Consider the following 20,176-nt stretch of genomic DNA (forward strand, 5'->3'; position numbering starts at 1 on the left):
CGATTTGACTTAAGAAAAGTGGTTGCCTTAGAGCTATTTGACCTAAAACTTAATTAAGTTTCACAAAAAATAAATTTCTTAATTATTACAATAAGTAACAAAAATTCGTATAGACCTGGACTTTTCATAGTTAAGTTGACATTTTCATAGTTAATTTCGTAATCGTTACTTAGAAAAATTACTTGAACAACAAATTTCAAAATAACTTTTAATCTTCAAAAAGTCCTTTTTCAACATTATTACCCTATATCTCTTTTCCCTTTTGGGGAAAAACTCCTCACGATTGAGGAGGAAGGGGAATATTTTAAAATACTATTGTTGAAGGACATTATGTTTTTTGTATATAGTTTTTATTAGATAGGGAGAGCAATAAGAGCATCAAGCAGGAAAAGGTGCGTCTTAGTTATCCTACGGAAAACACGACTACACACAAGGGGGAACTACTCTCCGAGGGTCATTTTTTGACAAATTTTTTCATTAATTATTTTTATTTTGTTTATTTCTTATAATAGTTATATAACGAGTAAGGAATTTGAAAATGAAATTTGAAACAGTTCGCAAAAGATACACATTTAAAAAAGAAATAGTTGAACTTTTAGAAAAAGAATCTAAAAAAGTGAAAAAGACTGAAAGTGAATTTTTAGAAGATTTAATTTATAAAAACTCACACGAAAGAGATAACAGGTTAAGTAATCATATTGCAAGAGATTCTGAAAATTTAATCTTACTTCAAATATTGAATAAAGGAAAACAATATTCAAGTATTGAAGAAATTTATAAAGATGTAAATGTTATCAATAATGATAAAAAAATTTATTTATCTGAAAAGAGAAATAAAGAAGTTGGTTTTTTTAAAGAGGTAAAATCCATTTTTAATTTTGATAATTTTAAAAACATTCATAATGATTACAATCAAGCAAAAGACGATAAATCTAAAAAAATAGTTTTAGAAAAAGCGTTCAATAAATTTTTATCAATAGTGAAAAAGTATGAGAACAAATAAAAAAAAGGTTTGGAACTTTGGAAAAGAAAGTTTAAATCTAAAAAATATAGGTGTTGTTTTCAAAGACGTTAAAAAAGGCGGTATCTATCAAGGTTCTTCAAAAGAAAAACTTGAAAAATATGTTGAAAAACAAGGGAATAATTTTCAATCTACTAAATCCATTGAGAAAATGAATTTAAAACACTTTATAGTTTCTCCGATAAATCCAGAACTTTACAAGAATTTAACAGAGAAAGAGAAAAAATTAATTCAAGAAGAAAGTAAAGCATGGACACATAAAACTTTTAATAAATGGGGTTATAAAGCCGGCATTGAAGAAAATTCCGATAAAGGTATAAAGGGTGGAGTTAGAGATGGTTTTCATATTCACATTGCAGTTAATGAAAAATATCAAATAAAAGGTTCTGTTGATATGTTGAGATTAAGAGAATCTATGACAAGAGATTTTGCTGAAAATTTACCTAAATCACTAAGAGATAAATTAGGTTTGAAAAATAAAGAAGAACAAAAAGAAGCTATAAATAAAAGTCGAAGTGAAAAACAAAAACGTAATCATTTAAACAAAGTTAAAAATTCTCCAGAGTATCAAGCTAACAACGAAACTATTTTAAATTTGACTAGTCAAATGTCAAATATTTTTAAATCTATGAATTTTCAAAATGAGAAAAGACAAGAGTTATCAGAGATAAGTAAAATAGATAGAAGTTTAATTTTAAAGAGAAAAGATGGTTTAAAAGAACAGATGGAAGATTATAATAAATCTATCAAACGAAAAGACGAAGATATTGAGATTCTTGATAATAATATCAATCAAAAAGAAGAATCTATTAGTGAAGTTGAGAGAGTTTTTAATAAAGAAATGGAAGAGTTTAAATATTTTATAGAGAGTGAAGAAAGTAGCTTTAATTACTTTGCCGACAATGAACATAGATTTTTTAAAAAACTTATGAGAGATAAGAAGAAAAATGGAACAATTTCTTCTGCTGAATTTTTGAGACAAGTATCAAATAATAAAGCATATTGGAAAATGATTAAAGACGATAAAAAAAGAGAAAATAAAATATTTCTTGAAGAGAAACAAGAAAGGTTTAAAAACACTATAAAATCTATCAAAGAAGATATTAAACTACTTGAAAATAACAAAAGTTTAATAAATAGACTTAAAAGAACTGATATGAACTCTTTAAATATTGTAAGGACTGATTATAAAGCAACATCAAAAGAATTAACTAGTCATTATGAAATATTTGATAAGAATATGAAAAATATTAAAAAAACTCTTGAAGATTTATCAAATCAAAAAGAAGAAATCTCACAAGAGAGAAAAGAGGCAATCACTTATAAAAATAATATGATAAAAAGTGCATTAAACTATGAAGATTCACTTCCTAACACAAGCAATAAAATATCTAATGAAATGATTAAAACAATTCACAAAAAAGAGAAAATTAATTTTGAAGCAAGTCATACTACTGTTGATTCTGTTGATAAATCAAATAGACAAGTATTTCTTAATTCTGATTGCTCAACAACTGAATTTTTTAATAAGATAATTAAATCAACAATGAAAATAACAAATTACCCAAAATATAAAATTATTGAAATGTATGAAAATAGAACTTTATTAGATACTTTGAAAACAATAATGGATGAAGATAGAAAAATTGATAGATTTGAAATGTTATCAGTTAAAACAGTAGAAGAAGCACTTAAATTGATAGAAGAAAAAAGAAATGGAAAGAAAAGAAGAATAAATACACCTGTTCTTAACTATGCGACTAGTCAAGAAGAAGTTATTTGTGGAATGTAAGTGAAATTATTTCACTTTTTAGCATAATTCAATTCCCTCACTAAATGAATCTTGATTTTTTTGAACTACTAAAAATGGTGTAAAGTCAACTTTGTCCATCTTCTCTTTTAAAGATTTAAAATCTCTTTTACCACGCAAATAGTGTCTATCAGTCGTATCTTTTTTTGTGGAGTGCCCGACAAGTGTTTTTATTTCTAAATCATTGAAAACATTAGCTAAATATAATATTTGAGAGAAGTTTTTTCGCAATGAATGAATGTCTAAAAATTTTTTGTTTTCTTCTCCAATAACAGTTTTAATATATCTGTTTATCAGAATTCCAACTTTTGACTCCCTAGGTTTTTCACCTAATCTTGTAAATTTTTTTTCATTGAAGAATATAAAATCTGATTTTTCTTTACCTTGAATCTGTTCTTTAAGAGTAGAAATCAAATCTTTATGAATAACCATAATTCTTACAGCATTTTCTGTTTTAGTTCCACCAACATAAATAAGTTCTTTTTCATAGTCTATATTTTCAAGTTTTAAATTTACTGCTTCCGCTCTTCTTAATCCTGTCATTAGCAAAAATTTAAAGAAATTATATTCTTGCGTTAAATTTTCATTTTTTAAATACTCTAAAATATAAGCACTTTCACTTTCTGTAAATTCTCTTTTATCAGAATAGGTTTTTTTATTCATAGCTTTTAGTTTTATAAATGGATTCTTATAAATAAAATTATTATCTACAAAATGCTCAAATATCTCTTTTGTTCTTTTAACGACTTCATCTATCGTTCTAGTTGATTGTTTAGGGTATTTGTCTAATAGCTTGCTTTTTTTCTCTATAAGTAGCTTTAAGTTCTTATCTCTTATATCTTTTTTGCGTTTCCAATTGCTAGGAATAGATAATAAAAAAGTTCTAAAATTAGTAGCATCAAGATTAGTAATGTCTTTTACATTTTTACTTGCTTTAAAATAGATATATAGATATTCAACAGTTAGATTATATTTATACATTATTTTCGTATTGCCTCTTTTCTCAGCAGACTTTACTTTTAAGAAATGTTCGCAAGACTTCTTTAATGTTTGAGAATTTCTGGTTTCTTTATTTTCAATAGATACATTGTTCTCTTTTTCTAAAAGTTTGATTTTTTTGATAATGGTTTTTTCAATTTCAGCAATTAGTTTGCGTTCATCTTCATTTTCAGCAGTGAGAACTAGTCCTGCACCGCCCATATTATTAATTTGATAGTGAGTGTTAATCATATCATTTAAAGAAAAATCATTTTTGATTTTCTTGATAACTTCTAAAATCTTATATTTTAAAAGGTTTGCGTAAATGAAATTATCTGTTTTAAGTGATTTTTTATAGGTGTAATTTTTAATTTTAATAACAAAATAATATTTATCATTCTTAAAAGTCAAATATTTATTATTTAATAAACCAAGATTCTCTAAAAGTTGTCCTATTTTATTAAGTTGTTTTAAAGTTGTCATGATGTTTGATAAGTCCCTGTTTTCGGGGGTTTCGAGGGGTAAAGTTATGGTGCGCCCGACATGATTCGAACATGTGACCGCTGGTACCGCAAACCAGTGCTCTATCCAGCTGAGCTACGAGCGCACACCGTTTCTCTATTTAAGAGGCTGAAATTATAGCACTATTAACTTATATTATTATAAAATTACATCCTCATTATCTAACTTTTTCAAAATTTCCTCTACCTGTTGATTTTGCACATAGAGTTCATGATTTTTTCTTACATAGGCTTGCAACAGTGCTTTGAGATCATTATTACCATCCATATTGAAATCTTTTGCCATTTGTTGTTCTAAGAATTTTGCAAATTTCTTTTCAACATCGACATCAAATCTGCGACCTCCAATATGTAAACCTATTTTTGTACTCATAAATATTTAACCCAGTATGCTTTCGATTTTATTAACGATCTCTTCTATTTCAAGATCTTTTTTACTGTTTTGTTCAAGGAGTTTTTCTATCTCGGCATCTTTAATCTCACACTCTGCTTTTACTGTTACAAGTTCATTTCGTAATGTTTCATTTTCTTGCGTGAAGTCCTCACATTTTTGTACTATCTGTGTGATTCTCTCATCCAATCGTTCCAAAGCAGTTCTGTTTTCCATAAAATATACACCCTCATATTAATTAATAAATTTATTTCTTACAATTCTAGCATAATTAATCGACATAGAAAAATTATTATCTCAAATTTGCTATAATTAAAACACTATGAATAAGGTAATACTATAAATGAATAAATTTGAAAACTATTGTACAGACTTTGTACAGAGAGTTGGCGCTAAAGAAGGTGCCATCTCTCCTGCAATCACATCATCAGCATCTTTTGCCTATGGCTCACCTGAAACGGCAGAAGGGATATTTAACGGCAGTGTAAAAAAACCTCTCTACTCACGCATGGGAAATCCGACGACAGCAAAACTCGAATCCATCATGGCTAAAATGGACGGCGGAATCGGTGCTGTTGCAACAAGTTCAGGAATGGGTGCAACAACTCTTGCCTGTATGTCTCTTCTTGCTTCCGGTGATGAGATCATCAGTGTCGGCGGGCTTTTTGGAGGCACATATTCACTTTTTAACGAAACACTTTCACGCTTTGGTATTAACACATCTTTTTTCGATGTAGATGAATTTGAAGCTATAGAAAATACCATTACCGATAATACAAAAATAATCTTTTTAGAGAGTGTCGGCAATCCAAACATGTGCCTGCCTGATATCAAACGCATTGCAAATATAGCGAATAAACATGGCGTCGCGCTTATCATTGACAATACCATAACGCCTTTAAGTATCACTCCTTTGGAACTTGGCGCTGATATTGTTGTTTATTCAACAACAAAAATCATTGCAGGAAATTCATCTGCACTTGGTGGCTGCGCCGTCTTTCGAGCCATAAATGATGATGCTGACAAATTTAAAACACAGCGTTATGCTTTTTTAGAGAAATTTATAAAAAATGCAGGCAGCATGGCCCTCATTCCAAATGCAAAAAAACGCGCATTGCGTGACTTTGGTATGAGTGCAAATGCTCACGCAAGCTACCAGACAATGCTTGGACTCGAAACACTGCCGTTGCGTCTGCCGAGAATCGTTCAAAGTGTTGAGACGATCGTAAAGGCTTTAGATGCACAAGGGTTACATATCAATCATCCTGTGCTTGCTTCACACCCACACCATGCACGATACAATGAGAGTTTTCCAAACGGATGCGGAACACTCTTTACAGTCGATATGGGTTCACAAGCCAGAGCGTATGACTTTTTAAGAAAAACCAAACTTGCAACCATAACAGCAAACATCGGTGATTCTCGCACGCTGGCACTCCATATGGCTTCCACTATTTACAGTGATTTCGATCAGGAAACACGAAAGTTTCTCGGCATTACAGACGGACTTATCCGTGTCTCTGTAGGGCTGGAAAATCCTCAGGACATCATAGATGATTTTATAAAGGCGGCAGAGTAATGGCTACAAAAACAGATTATGAACTCCATGAAGAGACCTCTTTAAAACATCCAAAAAAGTACAAAGTCTATCTTCTCAATGACGACTATACTTCTATGGAATTCGTTGTGGACATCTTAATGAGTATCTTTCACAAAAGTTATGAAGAGGCGGAAGCTATCATGCTTGCTGTTCACAAACATGAACGAGGTCTTTGTGGTGTATATACGCATGAAATAGCCGAAACAAAAGTGATGCAGGTAAGCAGACGTGCCAAAGAGAGCGGTTTTCCTTTAAAAGCCACAATGGAAGAGGAGTAGCAGATGATTAGTCCCACACTCAATGACATTTTTCAAAAATCGATTCTTTTTGCAAAACAGTTACACCACGAATATCTCACAATAGAACATGTCTTTTATCTTTTACTCAGTTCAAGCGAAGGTGCAGCTATCATTGAAGCCTGTGGCGGCGATACACAAAAGATGAAAGATGAACTGGCGAATTATATTAAAGAAAATATAGAAACACTCCCTCAAAATATTGAGCAAGATCCCTATGAAAGTGTTGCACTTTCTCGCCTCATTGACAATATGGTACGTCATATTCAATCCGCGGGACAGACGAGTGCCGATGTAGGCGATCTGCTTGCAGCGCTCTATGAAGAAGAGCACACCTTTGCCTATATGCTGCTCAACGAGTACCACATCTCACGTCTTGATATCTTGGAGATCATATCACATTCCGACATCAAAACTACTGCCAATGACAAAGAAAGCAATCTAGACAAATATGCCGTAAATCTTTTAGAAAAAGCACGAGAAGGCAAAATCGACCCTGTTATCGGCAGAGATAAAGAGATAAAACGTGTCACACAGATACTCTGCAGACGTAAGAAAAACAATCCTATCTTGGTTGGAGAACCGGGCGTAGGAAAAACTGCTATTGCAGAAGGCTTGGCGTTGCGTATAGTCGCACAGGATGTTCCTGATATTATTCAAGATTCAGAGCTTTATGCGCTCGATCTTGGAGCAATGCTTGCAGGCACCAAGTACAGAGGCGATTTTGAAAAAAGATTAAAAGGCGTTATGGATGAGATAAAACTCATTCCTAATGCTATTTTATTCATTGATGAAATCCACACACTCATCGGTGCAGGCAGTACAAGCGGCTCTATGGATGCAGCGAACCAGCTTAAACCCGCTCTTGCCTCTGGTGAGATAAAATGCATGGGAGCAACAACTTTTTCTGAGTACCGCAACAGTTTTGAAAAAGACAAAGCTTTGAGCAGAAGATTTTCAAAAGTGGATATCAATGAACCTTCCAATGAAGTCAGTTATAAGATTCTCAAAGGTCTGCAAAACAAATATGAAAAGCACCATAGCGTAAAATATACCAACAAAGCCCTCAAATCTGCCGTTGATCTCTCAAAACGCTATATTACAGATAGATTTCTTCCCGATAAAGCCATAGATCTCATCGATGAAACAGCAGCTTCTTTTCATCTTAAAAAGAATAAACGCGTCAAAGTCAGTGCAGCTGATATTCAAAAAACGATCGCATCTATTGTCGGCATATCCAACAGAAAAATGAACAATGACGAGACAGAAGCACTTAAAAATCTTGAAAGTGATCTCAAATCCCGTGTAATAGGTCAAGATCAGGCAGTTCAAGCCGTTGCTCAGGCCATAAAAATATCAAAAGCCGGACTTACACCACAAAACAAACCAATTGCATCCTTTCTTTTTTCAGGGCCAACCGGTGCTGGAAAGACTGAACTTGCCATTGCACTCAGTGATACACTTGGCATTCATTTTGAGAAATTTGACATGAGTGAATACATGGAGAAACATGCACTCTCACGTCTTGTAGGAGCACCTCCCGGTTATGTCGGTTTTGAACAGGGTGGGCTGTTGACAGAAGCCATTAAAAAACATCCTTATACGGTTCTCTTACTCGATGAAATCGAAAAAGCCCATCCAGATCTTGTCAATATTCTTCTTCAGATTATGGACAGTGCAACACTCACGGACAACAATGGATACAAAGCTGATTTTCAAAATGTTATCCTTATCTTGACATCCAATATTGGAGCAACAGCGCGTAATGTTATGGGCTTCAATAAAGATGATTCACTCTCTTCTAACGAAGAACTCAAAGCATTCTTCACGCCGGAATTTAGAAACAGACTTGATGCCATCGTTGACTTTCAACAGTTAAGTCATGATACAGTCAAAGGAATCGTTTATAAATTCATCAATGAACTAAATGCAGAACTAAAAGCGAAAAAGATAAATGTATACCTTAATGATGAAAGTGCTGAATTTATAGCCAATAAAGCCTATTCAAAAGAGATGGGAGCGCGGCCTATAAAACGCTATATTCAAGACAATATTACCAATAAACTGAGTGATGAAATTCTTTTTGGCAAGCTCAAAGATGGCGGTAGCGTAGAAGTCAATATCATTGATAATAAACTTGAACTAGATTTTCAAGAGCACCAACGTGTACCTACCACAACTGAATAAACACTCCCTGACCTTTCCAGATCCAAGAGATGCTAATGAAGACGGCATTGTAGCTTGGGGAGGAGATCTCAATCCTTCAAGACTGATCCGTGCCTATCAAAACGGTATCTTCCCCTGGTACTCCCATCAAGACCCTATTCTATGGTGGTCAACAGACCCAAGACTTATCATGGAACTTGATGATTTTAAACTCTCTAAATCACTTAGAAAAAGCATGAAAAAGTTCAGCTATGCTTTTGATAAGAATTTTACTCAAGTCATGCAAAATTGTGCCACAACACCAAGAAAAGGACAGCAGGGCTCTTGGATAAACGATGAACTCATAGAATCATTTGAAATACTCCATGGGATGGGAATAGCTCATAGTGTTGAAACGTATAATAAAGAAGGAGAATTGGTAGGCGGACTTTATGGTTTGGTAATTGGCAGAGTATTTTGCGGAGAATCAATGTTTGCTCATCAAAGTGATGCATCAAAAGCTGCTTATGCTGTTCTTGTCAGACATTTAAAAGATTGGGGATATGATTTTATAGATTGTCAAGTACCTACAGAGCATCTCTTAAGTTTAGGTGCAAAAGAGGTGGCAAGAGAATATTTTTTAATGCGTTTGGAAAAAGTCAATATGGATATAATTAAAAATAGTTGGGAAATTAATAGTTTATTGATATAAATAAAAGCAGAAAGAAATTGATCAACTAGGCAGCGACCTACATTCCCACACCTGAAAGATGCAGTATTATCAGCGATGAGAGGCTTAGCTTCTGGGTTCGGAATGGGACCAGGCGTTTCCCTCTCTCTATAGCCACCTAGACAAGATCAAGTATAAATTCATTGGAGTAATGAACTTATATTTGACCTTGAAGGATCATAAGAGTTGAAGTAACTCATTAAATATCAATCGTTCTGCGGCTAAACCGCGATACCCCCGTTGCTAAAGCATAAGTGGGGTAAAAGTCAACATACTAAAGAACTTGTTTCAAGATTCTTCTTATTTGTGTAATCTATTCGTACACTAAATAAGGTAGTGAAGCAACAGCGTTCGTAAGAACATAAAAAAAGACAAACGACCTATTAGTACTGGTCAGCTAAACGCATTGCTGCGCGTACACATCCAGCCTATCAAGCTTGTAGTCTTCAAGCGGTCTTCAGGGATTGTTCATCTTGGAGTTGGCTTCCCGCTTAGATGCTTTCAGCGGTTATCTCATCCGAACGTAGCTACCCAGCTATGCCCTTGGCAGGACAACTGGTGCACCAGTGGTTCGTCCAACCCGGTCCTCTCGTACTAGGGTCAGCTCTCCTCAACAATCCTACGCCCACGGAAGATAGGGACCGAACTGTCTCACGACGTTCTGAACCCAGCTCGCGTACCGCTTTAAATGGCGAACAGCCATACCCTTGGGACCTGCTCCAGCCCCAGGATGCGATGAGCCGACATCGAGGTGCCAAACCTCCCCGTCGATGTGAGCTCTTGGGGGAGATCAGCCTGTTATCCCCGGCGTACCTTTTATCCTTTGAGCGATGGCCCTTCCACACAGAACCACCGGATCACTATGACCGTCTTTCGACTCTGCTCGACTTGTATGTCTCACAGTCAGGCTGGCTTATGCCATTATACTCTACGGTGGATTTCCAACCCACCTGAGCCAACCTTTGTAAGCCTCCGTTACTTTTTAGGAGGCGACCGCCCCAGTCAAACTACCCACCAGACATTGTCCTCGCACGAGATAATCGTACGGAGTTAGCTATCAGAATATTCAAGGGTGGTATCTCAAGGATGCCTCATCATAATCTGGCGACTATGAATCAAAGGCTCCCACCTATCCTGCACATGAATATCCCAATAGCAGTGTCAAGCTATAGTAAAGGTGCACGGGGTCTTTCCGTCTTTCCGCGGGTAGGAGGAATTTTCACCTCCACTACAATTTCACTGGATCCCTTGTTGAGACAGCTCCCATCTCGTTACGCCATTCATGCAGGTCGGTATTTAACCGACAAGGAATTTCGCTACCTTAGGACCGTTATAGTTACGGCCGCCGTTTACTCGGGCTTCAATTCATGCCTTCGCTAATGCTAAGCAATCCTTTTAACCTTCGAGCACCGGGCAGGCGTCACACCCTATACATCCACTTACGTGTTAGCAGAGTGCTGTGTTTTTGGTAAACAGTCGGGAGGGACTCTTTGCTGCGACCCAGAGATGCTTTGGAGAGTAAATCTCCTAACATCAAGGGCACACCTTATACCGAAGATACGGTGCTAGTTTGCAGAGTTCCTTAACAAGGGTTCATCCACGCGCCTTAGAATACTCATCTCACCCACCTGTGTCGGTTTACGGTACGGGCGACATACCATCTCGTTTAGAGGCTTTTCTCGGCACGACAGTATCGACGATTCAGTTCGCTCTCCGAAGAGATTGAACTGCCTGTCGGGTCTCGGTCGAATGTGAAGCGGATTTGCCTACTTCACAACCTACACCCTTCGAGCCACTATTCCATCAGTGACCTCGTCTAACTCTATGCGTCCCCCCATCACTCAAATGATGATATGTCGGTATCGGAATATTAACCGATTTGCCATCGTCTACCCCTTTCGGACTCGACTTAGGTCCCGACTAACCCTACGATGACGAGCATCGCGTAGGAAACCTTGGGTTTTCGGCGAAGAAGATTCTCACTTCTTTTCTCGCTACTCATGCCTGCATGCTCACTTCCATCCGCTCCAGTGCTCCTTACCGGTACACCTTCAACGCTGAATGGAACGCTCTCCTACCACTCATAGTAAACTATGAATCTAGAGCTTCGGTGCGTATCTTAGCCCCGTTATATTTTCGGCGCAGAATCGCTAGACCAGTGAGCTGTTACGCTTTCTTTAAAGGATGGCTGCTTCTAAGCCAACCTCCTGGTTGTCACAGCAACTCCACATCCTTTTCCACTTAGATACGACTTTGGGACCTTAGCTGCTAGTCTGGGTTGTTCCCCTCTCGACATAGGATTTTATCACCCTACGCCTGACTCCCGAGGTTACACGTATAGTATTCGGAGTTTGATAGGGTTTGGTACCGCGGTAAGCAGCCCTAGCCCTGTCAGTGCTCTACCCCTATACGCTAATGCTCGAGGCTATACCTAAATATATTTCGGAGAGAACCAGCTATCACTGAGTTTGATTGGCCTTTCACCCCTATCCACAAGTCATCCGAGGAATTTTCAACTTCCACCGGTTCGGTCCTCCACTGGCTCTTACACCAGCTTCAACCTGCTCATGGATAGATCACTCAGTTTCGGGTCTGCAGCATCTGACTATGTCGCCCTATTAAGACTCGCTTTCGCTACGGCTTCTCGTTCGATTAACCTTGCCAGATACCACAACTCGCAGGCTCATTATGCAAAAGGCAGTCCGTCACACTTATTTAATAGTGCTCCGAATGATTGTAAGCCATAGGTTTCAGGTTCTATTTCACTCCGCTCACCGCGGTCCTTTTCACCTTTCCCTCACGGTACTTGTTCGCTATCGGTCTAGTAGTAGTATTTAGGGTTGGAGGGTGGTCCCCCCATATTCAGTCAAGATAACACGTGTCCCGACCTACTCATTCCTTACCTTAGTTCCACACAAATGTTTTCGCTTACGGGAGTATCACCCTCTATGCTCTGACTTTCCAGACAGTTCTGCTAACAAATGTGCTAAATGTAAGTGCCCTATTCCAATTTCGCTCGCCGCTACTCTCGGAATCTCGTTTGATTTCTTTTCCTGCAGGTACTGAGATGTTTCACTTCCCTGCGTTCGCCCCCGAAGGTGACATGACTCGCGCCATGCCGGGTTGCCCCATTCAGAAATCCCCGGATCAAAGCTTCTTGGCAGCTCCCCGAGGCTTTTCGCAGCCTAGTACGTCTTTCATCGCCTCTACTAGCCAAGGCATCCACCTATGGCCCTTAATATCTTTTATTCTATATTGCGTTCACTACCTTATTTAATGTACTATCTCTAATACAACAAACAAGATTGAATGAATCCATTTTTTTGTAGTTATTTAGTTTATAATTAAATCTCTTTAATTATATGTTGTTGACTTTAACAATTGTAATTTAATGAACATAAAAAGTTTAATTTTTATATGGTGGAGAATAGCGGGATCGAACCGCTGACCTCCTGCGTGCAAGGCAGGCGCTCTCCCAGCTGAGCTAATTCCCCATAACTGTAAAACTTTTTGTAGTGATTATGTCAAATGAACACAGATCACTGAAAACTAAGCAAGCAAGCAGACTGAAGTAACTAATATCTCTGTGAGATTCTTTTGTGTTGAGCCGATCAAACGAATGATCGCTCTTTACTCTAGAAAGGAGGTGATCCAACCGCAGGTTCTCCTACGGTTACCTTGTTACGACTTCACCCCAGTCGCTAATTCCACCGTAAGCGGTAGCCCCCCGAAGGTTGGCTTCCCGATTTCGGGTGAAATCAACTCCCATGGTGTGACGGGCGGTGAGTACAAGACCCGGGAACGTATTCACCGTAGCATTGCTGATCTACGATTACTAGTGATTCCAGCTTCATGGAGTCGAGTTGCAGACTCCAATCCGAACTGAGAGACGCTTTAAGTGATTAGCTCCACCTCGCGGTATCGCAACACTCTGTACGCCCCATTGTAGCACGTGTGTAGCCCTAGCCATAAGGGCCATGATGACTTGACGTCGTCCTCACCTTCCTCCTCCTTGCGAAGGCAGTCTCCTTAGAGTGCTCAGCCGAACTGCTAGCAACTAAGGACGAGGGTTGCGCTCGTTGCGGGACTTAACCCAACATCTCACGACACGAGCTGACGACAGCCGTGCAGCACCTGTTTTCGAGTTCCCCGAAGGGCACCCCGCCATCTCTGGCAGGTTCTCTCAATGTCAAGGCTAGGTAAGGTTCTTCGCGTATCTTCGAATTAAACCACATGCTCCACCACTTGTGCGGGTCCCCGTCTATTCCTTTGAGTTTTAATCTTGCGACCGTACTCCCCAGGCGGAACACTTAATCTGTTAAGTGCATCACCGAGATGACTAGCATCCCGACGACTAGTGTTCATCGTTTAGGGCGTGGACTACCAGGGTATCTAATCCTGTTTGCTCCCCACGCTTTCACGCCTTAGCGTCAGTTATGTTCCAGCAGATCGCCTTCGCTTTCGGTATTCCTAGTGATATCTACGGATTTTACCCCTACACCACTAATTCCATCTGCCCCTCCCATACTCTAGGTTAGTAGTTTCAAATGCAGTTCTACAGTTAAGCTGTAGGATTTCACATCTGACTTACCAACCCGCCTACGCGTCCTTTACGCCCAGTGATTCCGAATAACGCTTGCACCCTCCGTATTACCGCGGCTGCTGGCACGGAGTTAGCCGGTGCTTATTCATATGCTACCGTCATTTTCTTGACATATAAAAGGAGTTTACACACCGAAATGCGTCATCCTCCACGCGGCGTTGCTGCATCAGGGTTTCCCCCATTGTGCAATATTCCTCACTGCTGCCTCCCGTAGGAGTCTGGTCCGTGTCTCAGTACCAGTGTGGCGGATCATCCTCTCAAACCCGCTACCCGTCATCGCCTTGGTGAGCTCTTACCTCACCAACTAGCTGATAGGATATAGGCCGATCCCTTGGCGGAATCCATTTCCCGATTCATCTTTTGATGAAAAGGAGTATCCAGTATTAATCACCGTTTCCAGTGGCTATCCCGGTCCAAGGGGCACATTACCTATATATTACTCACCCGTGCGCCACTCGTCAGCAGAGAAGCAAGCTTCTCTCTGTTACCGTTCGACTTGCATGTGTTAAGCACGCCGCCAGCGTTCATTCTGAGCCAGGATCAAACTCTCCATAATTGTTTATGAAAAGATAAATAAATTTAATTACTGATCTTTGCCCAAGATTTAAAAATCATTGGCTTTGTTAAGACATTAAGAGTGCTTAAGCTCTTAATGAATATAGTTATCTATTACTATAGGGAAACTAACTATATCAATAGCTAGAATTCAAATAGAATAGACGGTTGTTGTTTTATTAGTTATTTCTAAATAAGATTTAACTGATAGTTACATCAGTCTCTCTTACTTGCTTAGTTTTCAATGATCTCAAACTGATTCAAGCGGCTTCAACTCGAAGTCTCTCTAGGCCTTTAAACAAGGTCTCTCTGTTTGTGGATGGGAATTATAGGGAAAAACAACTTAATATTTTATTAATTTCTAGACATTAATTTCAATAATAGTCGGTTCTGAAAAATTCGGTACATCATCATAAGAGAAAACAGCATAATACTTGTGTACTTCTCTATCACCGAAGCTGTCATAAGTATAATTATCTTTACCTCCATAGAGTTTTTGTCCATCATATGGAGAACATGGAACCTTAAAAGGATTCTTCACGACAATTACACCTTGAAAACCTTCATCTTCAGGGTTATCCCACTCTAACTTCACAACACCGTTTTCGAAACTTGTTCGAAGATTCTCTACCTGCTTTGGAGGATTTTTACGTTTCTTTATATAGTGTAGCGCCAATTGAGGTCTGTTTTCACGTTTTGAATCCAGCCAGCTTACGTATTCGGAATTGACACTCTCTTTATGTGTCGAAGCTGAGATAACGAACAGAACTTTTTTCATTATTTTATGGATCTCTATCATCTCATTGATCGCAAACCTGTCAAAAACAAAGCGCTGCTGCCTCGAATCTTCTAAATCTGACAGACTAACATCATAGCCTATACGTTCAATTACATTTCGATTTTTAATTTTATCATAGGTTATGTCACCATCTATCGGTTCAACCATCTCAATATGAAAACGTAAACTTTTACTTGTTGAAACAATCTTTTGTGCTTCAAGTTCTATGTATGCTTTAGAGACGACAATATTATCTGTATCTGGTAAATTTGTAAGATCAAACTCCATACAGGCGTATTTTTGTAAAGAGTTTTTATCGTAGCCTGCATTGAGTGCCGTATCTTTTAAATTATCTTCATTAATTGTGAATTCAGAACTCGAAAGCAAGTCAAGTTTTGCTTCATCTATAGTATAAGAGATATCGAGCTTAGGTCTGTATGTAAGACCACCGCTGAATTTTCCATAACCGATATCCCACTGCATCAGTTGCGATGAACGATCAAGAGGCAATGATGTCGGTCCCTGCATTTTAAAGTAAGCTTCTCTGCGTTTGAGTGATTTTTGCAAAACTGCTATCTCCTGTGCAGCGAATTTATACGTTCTCCAAATCCCCTGTGAGAGTTGTGAAGAGGCTGTCGGTCTATCAATGAATGAGAGCATTTTTGCATTTTTTATATCTTCAAAACGATCTATCTTCTCAATCGTGCGCTCATCCATCTGTCCGACTCGCCACTCTCCATAGCGTTCAACCTGAACTGCTACACGGTTCATCGGATAAAAAGAGATCTTTGCTTCTGTAATAATTGCATTTTCAGGAATTGTCTGTAATGAAAATCCTGCAACTCCGAGACATTCCCCTTTTTTCTCCGAAATTCCGACAAACAGAGAGTTATTACCAAAATGCTCTGCATTCTTCTTTGTTTTTTCGCCTACATAACCTATTTTTGAAGCAACCGGATAGAGGATTTTTGAGAACATGCTTTCTGCAGGCTTTGTGCGCACACCTACCATCTGTCCAAATGGTGACTTAATAGATCTATCTTTACATACTGCGCGAATGTAATAATAGTAGTTCGTTGCTGATTTTAGATTTCTATCAGTGAAAGTTTTTAACTTTGTCATTCCTATTCTATTGGAAGCCTGTGCAAAACCTTTTTTCTTTGTTGAGCGATAAATTTCAAAAAATATTGTTTCATCATCAATATAATCCCATTCCAGAGTAATCTCTTTTGATGCTATTGTCGTTGCACAGAAATCTTCTACTCGTGGAAGGACATTGACTTTATTGTAATTTTTCACTTCAGAGAGCGCCATCATAAGTGCAGGAATATTTTCATCGATATGTTCACTCATGTGCTCAAGATAATCACTGATATTTCTAGTTCCGACTTCCGCAACAAGAGCAAGGGCTCCACGTGAATAGTAAAATTCTCTTCCACTTCCTGAAATAAGATGTACAGGAGGTTTTCCCATATGAACACCATATTCACGACCAGATTCTTTGCGAATCTCTTCAGCCATATTCGAAGCCAGGATATTCAGGTCAATAGCATCTTCGGCATCTTCATGAATAAAATTGTGAGCGGGAAAGAAAACATTTCCCTGTGAGTGATAATCGAGGGCTATAGTGATATTTTCATGTGAGACAAAAAAATCTCTCAGTGCTCGCGTTTCAGGCTCAGAAAAAGGTTCCGGTCCAGAATAGACATTTGATGTATAATTTTTATTTGGAGCATAACCGATACTAAAGTTTCTGTTCAAATCTACACCATAGCTTCCATCAGGGTTTTTACGACGATTCTTTCTCCAAAATGAGAAGTGATTGCGTGAGTATTCAAAACCATCAGGATTCGCACACGGCACCATATAGAGTGTTGTGCTGTCTAAAATTGCATTGAGTTGCGGATCATAATCAATATGATCTATAATGTATTGCGCAAAGGAGAGCGAAAGTTCTATACCTATCCATTCTCTAGCGTGAATTGTTCCGGTATAAAAAAGTGCCGGCTTCTCTTGATGCGTAGCAATCTCTTTTGTAATGGTAACAGCGATAATGTCTCTTTCTTCCCATGTCTTTCCAATGGTTTGTACTTTAAAAAGATCCGGGTTTGATTTTTGTGCTGCTTTAAAAAAGTCTACACACTCATCATAAGAGCTATATTGTTGTCTCAATGTTTTACCTTAAAATTTTTTTGAAATAATACTCTTACTTCGTTTTTCTGTCAATTAAATCCACAATTAAATCGATTTTTTTACTGTTGAAGTTTAATCCCATTTTTTCCTGTTCAGGTGTAGCAAAAGCTGGTATGCCGTTTACTTCCAAAACAACATACTCCTCTTTTTCTCGGTCATAGATAATATCTACACCGCCGATATCCACTCCGGTAGCTTTACAGGCACGCATTGCTACATCAATGATTTCATCATTGGCCTCACGCATAAAGACAGAACCGCCGCTTGTAACATTTGTGCGCCAATCAGTTCCACTCGCTTTTCTGCCATAGCAAGATACAAATTCACCATCCACAATGTCTACACGAAAATCGGTATTGTCATAATCAATAAACTTCTCAACATAGAAAAATCGTAAATCCATTTGATTTAAAAACGGCATCAGCATATCAAGATTGGCTTCATTTTCGATTTTTGTCAATCCGACACCACCCCAGCCATCAGTTGGTTTATAAACCATTTTATCCCATTTTTTGATGATCTTTTTAAGTTCATGACCATCATCACGGTGACACAGTTTATAATCAGGTGTTTTTATTCCATTATTTCTCAAAACAAAAGATGTATGAAATTTATCTTCCGTCAAAGCAAAAGCATCATATGAGTTTATCATCGGGATGATACGGTTAAGAGCTTGATAGAGATACATTTGATACTGTGTCTGTTCTCCCGCATTATAAGAGAAAAAGAGATCAAGTTTATCAAGTTTAATGCCACTGTTTTCTTTACCATGGTAAATAATATGGCCATTTTTCGCTATTGCATGGCGTAAGTTTAAATCATTCACCACATCAATATCTCTCTCTTTGAGCTGTTTTATGATTTTTTTTCCTATCTTATCACCGCCGCCATTTCTATAAAGCCACATCCCGATCGTTCTTTTATCCATTTTCATTTCTCCTAAAAATTTGAATTTTTTATAAAGTGTTCAAAAAGCTTTCTACTCATCTCTATGCGTGAGGCGAAACTGTTTTTAAGTGCCCTCTCTTTAACTGTATGATCGCCATCCCCATAAGGACCAAAGCCATCTAGTGTCACCACTCCACAGGAACTGACAATATTTGCATCACTCACGCCACCGCGTTCTTCTGAAATAATTTGCTGTTGTGTAATCATTTCTATCTTATTTAGCAGTTCTAAGGACTTCTCAGATGTTTGCATTACATCTCGTTGTATCCCGCCGCTTAGTGTCGATGATGTTCCCTGTACATAGGAACGATTGACTATTGCTTCAATTGTCTGCAATACCCTGTCTCGCTCTCCAGCACTTTTATATCGCAGCTCAAAGGTCATCCTTGCGTGAGGTGAAATTGTATTTGCACCTATGCCGCCTTCAATCTTTCCTACATTGACCGTTGTTCCCTTATCGAGATCCGTCAATGCAACAAGTTCCTGCAGTTTATAAGAGAGTTCCAAATTTGCATCATGCCCGTCACTGTAATGATTACCTGCATGAGCGGCTTTGCCTTCAATATCAATGAAAAAAGTACCGACACCCTTACGCCCGGTGACAAGTTCCATGTTTCTGCCTGCCGCTTCATAAACGAAACAATAATCATATGCCGATGCCAATTCCTGCGTGAGGTATTTTGAATCATCACTGCCTGTCTCTTCATCGCTGACTAATAAGACATCTATATTTTCAATCTCAATATCACTGTTCTTTAGCTCACGCAAAGCCTCGATCAGGACAATATTGCCGCCCTTCATATCACAAACACCCGGTCCATACACCCATTCTTCATCTTCAGTAAAGTATTCAAACTTACCGGGAGGAAAGACCGTATCTATATGGCCTAAAAGCAGTAATTTTGGATGATTTTCTGTATGGGAGGAGGCATAATGACGATGATTCCCTATCGTTTCTCTTTGATATTGTGTAGTTCTAAAACCCAAAGATTCAAACCAGCCATCAAAAATATTACCGACTGCGTCAACGCCTTCTTTGTTGTTTGTATATGAGTTGATTTCTATGACTTTTTTCAGGTCATCAAGGTAGTGCATTTAGTATCCAAATTAGTATCTATTTTGGACAATTATACATGAATTAGATTTAAAGTTTATAAATGAAAGATATTTGTGAATTTAAAAAAGAGAAGGAGGTTTAGAAAAGTAAGAGACTTAGAAGAATTATTTTCTTCTAAGTTCTTTAATACGAGCTTTTTTACCTGCAAGTGAACGTAGGTAGAATAGTTTCGCACGACGAACACGACCGCGACGAATTACTTTAATCTCGTTGATTGAGTCAGAGTAAATTGGGAAAATTCTTTCAATACCAACACCGTTGGCTCCAATTTTACGTACTGTAATAGTTTGACCAGTACCTTGACCACGTTTAGCAATACAAACACCCTCGTAATTTTGTACACGAGTTTTGTCGCCTTCTTTAATTGTTACTGCAAGATTTACAGTATCACCAGCACGAAAATCTGGAATGTTTTTCTCAGCGATTTGTGCTTTTTCAAAGTTTTCAATATACTTATTTCTCATGAGAGTAAGTCCTTAATTTTATTTTA

General features: G+C 37.8%; 13 protein-coding genes, 2 tRNA genes and 3 rRNA genes. 6 read left to right on the plus strand and 12 right to left on the minus strand.

Features of this window, described 5'->3' with window-relative positions; translation table 11 throughout:
• Positions 1-538: 538 nt before the first annotated feature.
• Together FM071_RS08370 and FM071_RS08375 are read left to right on the plus strand one after the other, a co-directional pair.
• A complete protein-coding gene (locus tag FM071_RS08370) occupies positions 539-1,003 on the plus strand; it encodes a hypothetical protein (RefSeq protein WP_193110552.1) in 465 nt (154 codons plus the stop codon).
• Positions 990-2,813: a coiled-coil domain-containing protein gene (locus FM071_RS08375; RefSeq protein WP_193110553.1), complete on the plus strand. Its 1,824-nt coding sequence runs from the start codon at positions 990-992 to the stop codon at positions 2,811-2,813. The genes FM071_RS08370 and FM071_RS08375 overlap by 14 nt, the downstream gene beginning before the upstream one ends.
• Positions 2,814-2,831: 18 nt before the next feature.
• Here the strand turns inward: FM071_RS08375 and FM071_RS08380 are convergent, their stop codons facing one another.
• The 4 genes from FM071_RS08380 to FM071_RS08395 form a co-directional block, all read right to left on the minus strand.
• Positions 2,832-4,292 carry a tyrosine-type recombinase/integrase gene (locus tag FM071_RS08380; protein ID WP_193110554.1) on the minus strand — a complete coding sequence of 487 codons (1,461 nt, stop codon included), beginning with the start codon at positions 4,290-4,292 and terminating at the stop codon, positions 2,832-2,834.
• 47 nt (positions 4,293-4,339) lie between these two features.
• Positions 4,340-4,416: transfer RNA gene (locus FM071_RS08385), tRNA-Arg, on the minus strand.
• A 53-nt stretch (positions 4,417-4,469) separates the two neighbouring features.
• A complete protein-coding gene (locus FM071_RS08390; RefSeq protein WP_193110555.1) occupies positions 4,470-4,703 on the minus strand; it encodes a hypothetical protein in 234 nt (77 codons plus the stop codon).
• Positions 4,704-4,709: 6 nt separating this feature from the next.
• Positions 4,710-4,937: a hypothetical protein gene (locus FM071_RS08395; protein WP_193110556.1), complete on the minus strand. Its 228-nt coding sequence runs from the start codon at positions 4,935-4,937 to the stop codon at positions 4,710-4,712.
• Positions 4,938-5,064: 127 nt separating this feature from the next.
• Here FM071_RS08395 and FM071_RS08400 point away from each other — a divergent pair, with 127 nt between their 5' ends.
• The 4 genes from FM071_RS08400 to aat are packed head-to-tail and all read left to right on the plus strand — an operon-like array spanning position 5,065 to position 9,474.
• Entirely contained in the window at positions 5,065-6,300 is a 1,236-nt protein-coding gene (locus FM071_RS08400) for an aminotransferase class I/II-fold pyridoxal phosphate-dependent enzyme (RefSeq protein ID WP_193110557.1), read from the plus strand.
• Positions 6,300-6,599, plus strand: coding sequence for an ATP-dependent Clp protease adaptor ClpS (locus FM071_RS08405; RefSeq protein ID WP_193110558.1), 300 nt, complete (start codon positions 6,300-6,302; stop codon positions 6,597-6,599). Before FM071_RS08400 ends, FM071_RS08405 begins: the two co-directional genes overlap by 1 nt.
• A 3-nt stretch (positions 6,600-6,602) precedes the next feature.
• A complete protein-coding gene (clpA, locus tag FM071_RS08410; protein ID WP_193110559.1) occupies positions 6,603-8,804 on the plus strand; it encodes an ATP-dependent Clp protease ATP-binding subunit ClpA in 2,202 nt (733 codons plus the stop codon).
• Positions 8,782-9,474 carry a leucyl/phenylalanyl-tRNA--protein transferase gene (aat, locus tag FM071_RS08415; RefSeq protein ID WP_193110560.1) on the plus strand — a complete coding sequence of 231 codons (693 nt, stop codon included), beginning with the start codon at positions 8,782-8,784 and terminating at the stop codon, positions 9,472-9,474. Before clpA ends, aat begins: the two co-directional genes overlap by 23 nt.
• 24 nt (positions 9,475-9,498) lie before the next feature.
• On the opposite strand, the gene rrf is transcribed toward aat, so the two are convergent.
• From rrf to rplS, 8 genes are all read right to left on the minus strand, one after another.
• Positions 9,499-9,614 (minus strand): 5S ribosomal RNA (rrf, locus tag FM071_RS08420).
• A gap of 240 nt (positions 9,615-9,854) precedes the next feature.
• Positions 9,855-12,741: ribosomal RNA gene (locus tag FM071_RS08425) — 23S ribosomal RNA — on the minus strand.
• 169 nt (positions 12,742-12,910) lie between these two features.
• Positions 12,911-12,986: transfer RNA gene (locus FM071_RS08430), tRNA-Ala, on the minus strand.
• 145 nt (positions 12,987-13,131) lie between these two features.
• A 16S ribosomal RNA gene (locus FM071_RS08435) occupies positions 13,132-14,651 on the minus strand.
• Together the 16S, 23S and 5S rRNA genes with 1 tRNA gene alongside form the textbook arrangement of a ribosomal RNA operon.
• 360 nt (positions 14,652-15,011) lie before the next feature.
• Complete coding sequence (locus FM071_RS08440) at positions 15,012-17,600, minus strand: M14 family zinc carboxypeptidase (RefSeq protein WP_193110561.1); 2,589 nt, start codon at positions 17,598-17,600, stop codon at positions 15,012-15,014.
• A gap of 34 nt (positions 17,601-17,634) precedes the next feature.
• Positions 17,635-18,549 carry an ATP-grasp domain-containing protein gene (locus tag FM071_RS08445; RefSeq protein WP_193110562.1) on the minus strand — a complete coding sequence of 305 codons (915 nt, stop codon included), beginning with the start codon at positions 18,547-18,549 and terminating at the stop codon, positions 17,635-17,637.
• An 11-nt stretch (positions 18,550-18,560) separates the two neighbouring features.
• Complete coding sequence (locus FM071_RS08450; protein ID WP_193110563.1) at positions 18,561-19,664, minus strand: M20 family metallopeptidase; 1,104 nt, start codon at positions 19,662-19,664, stop codon at positions 18,561-18,563.
• A gap of 126 nt (positions 19,665-19,790) precedes the next feature.
• Positions 19,791-20,150 carry a 50S ribosomal protein L19 gene (gene rplS / locus FM071_RS08455; protein WP_193110564.1) on the minus strand — a complete coding sequence of 120 codons (360 nt, stop codon included), beginning with the start codon at positions 20,148-20,150 and terminating at the stop codon, positions 19,791-19,793.
• Between the last annotated feature and the right edge of the window lie 26 nt (positions 20,151-20,176).

Origin of the sequence: Sulfurimonas paralvinellae, from assembly GCF_014905135.1 — a bacterium.
GTDB classification, from domain to species: Bacteria; Campylobacterota; Campylobacteria; order Campylobacterales; family Sulfurimonadaceae; genus Sulfurimonas; species Sulfurimonas paralvinellae.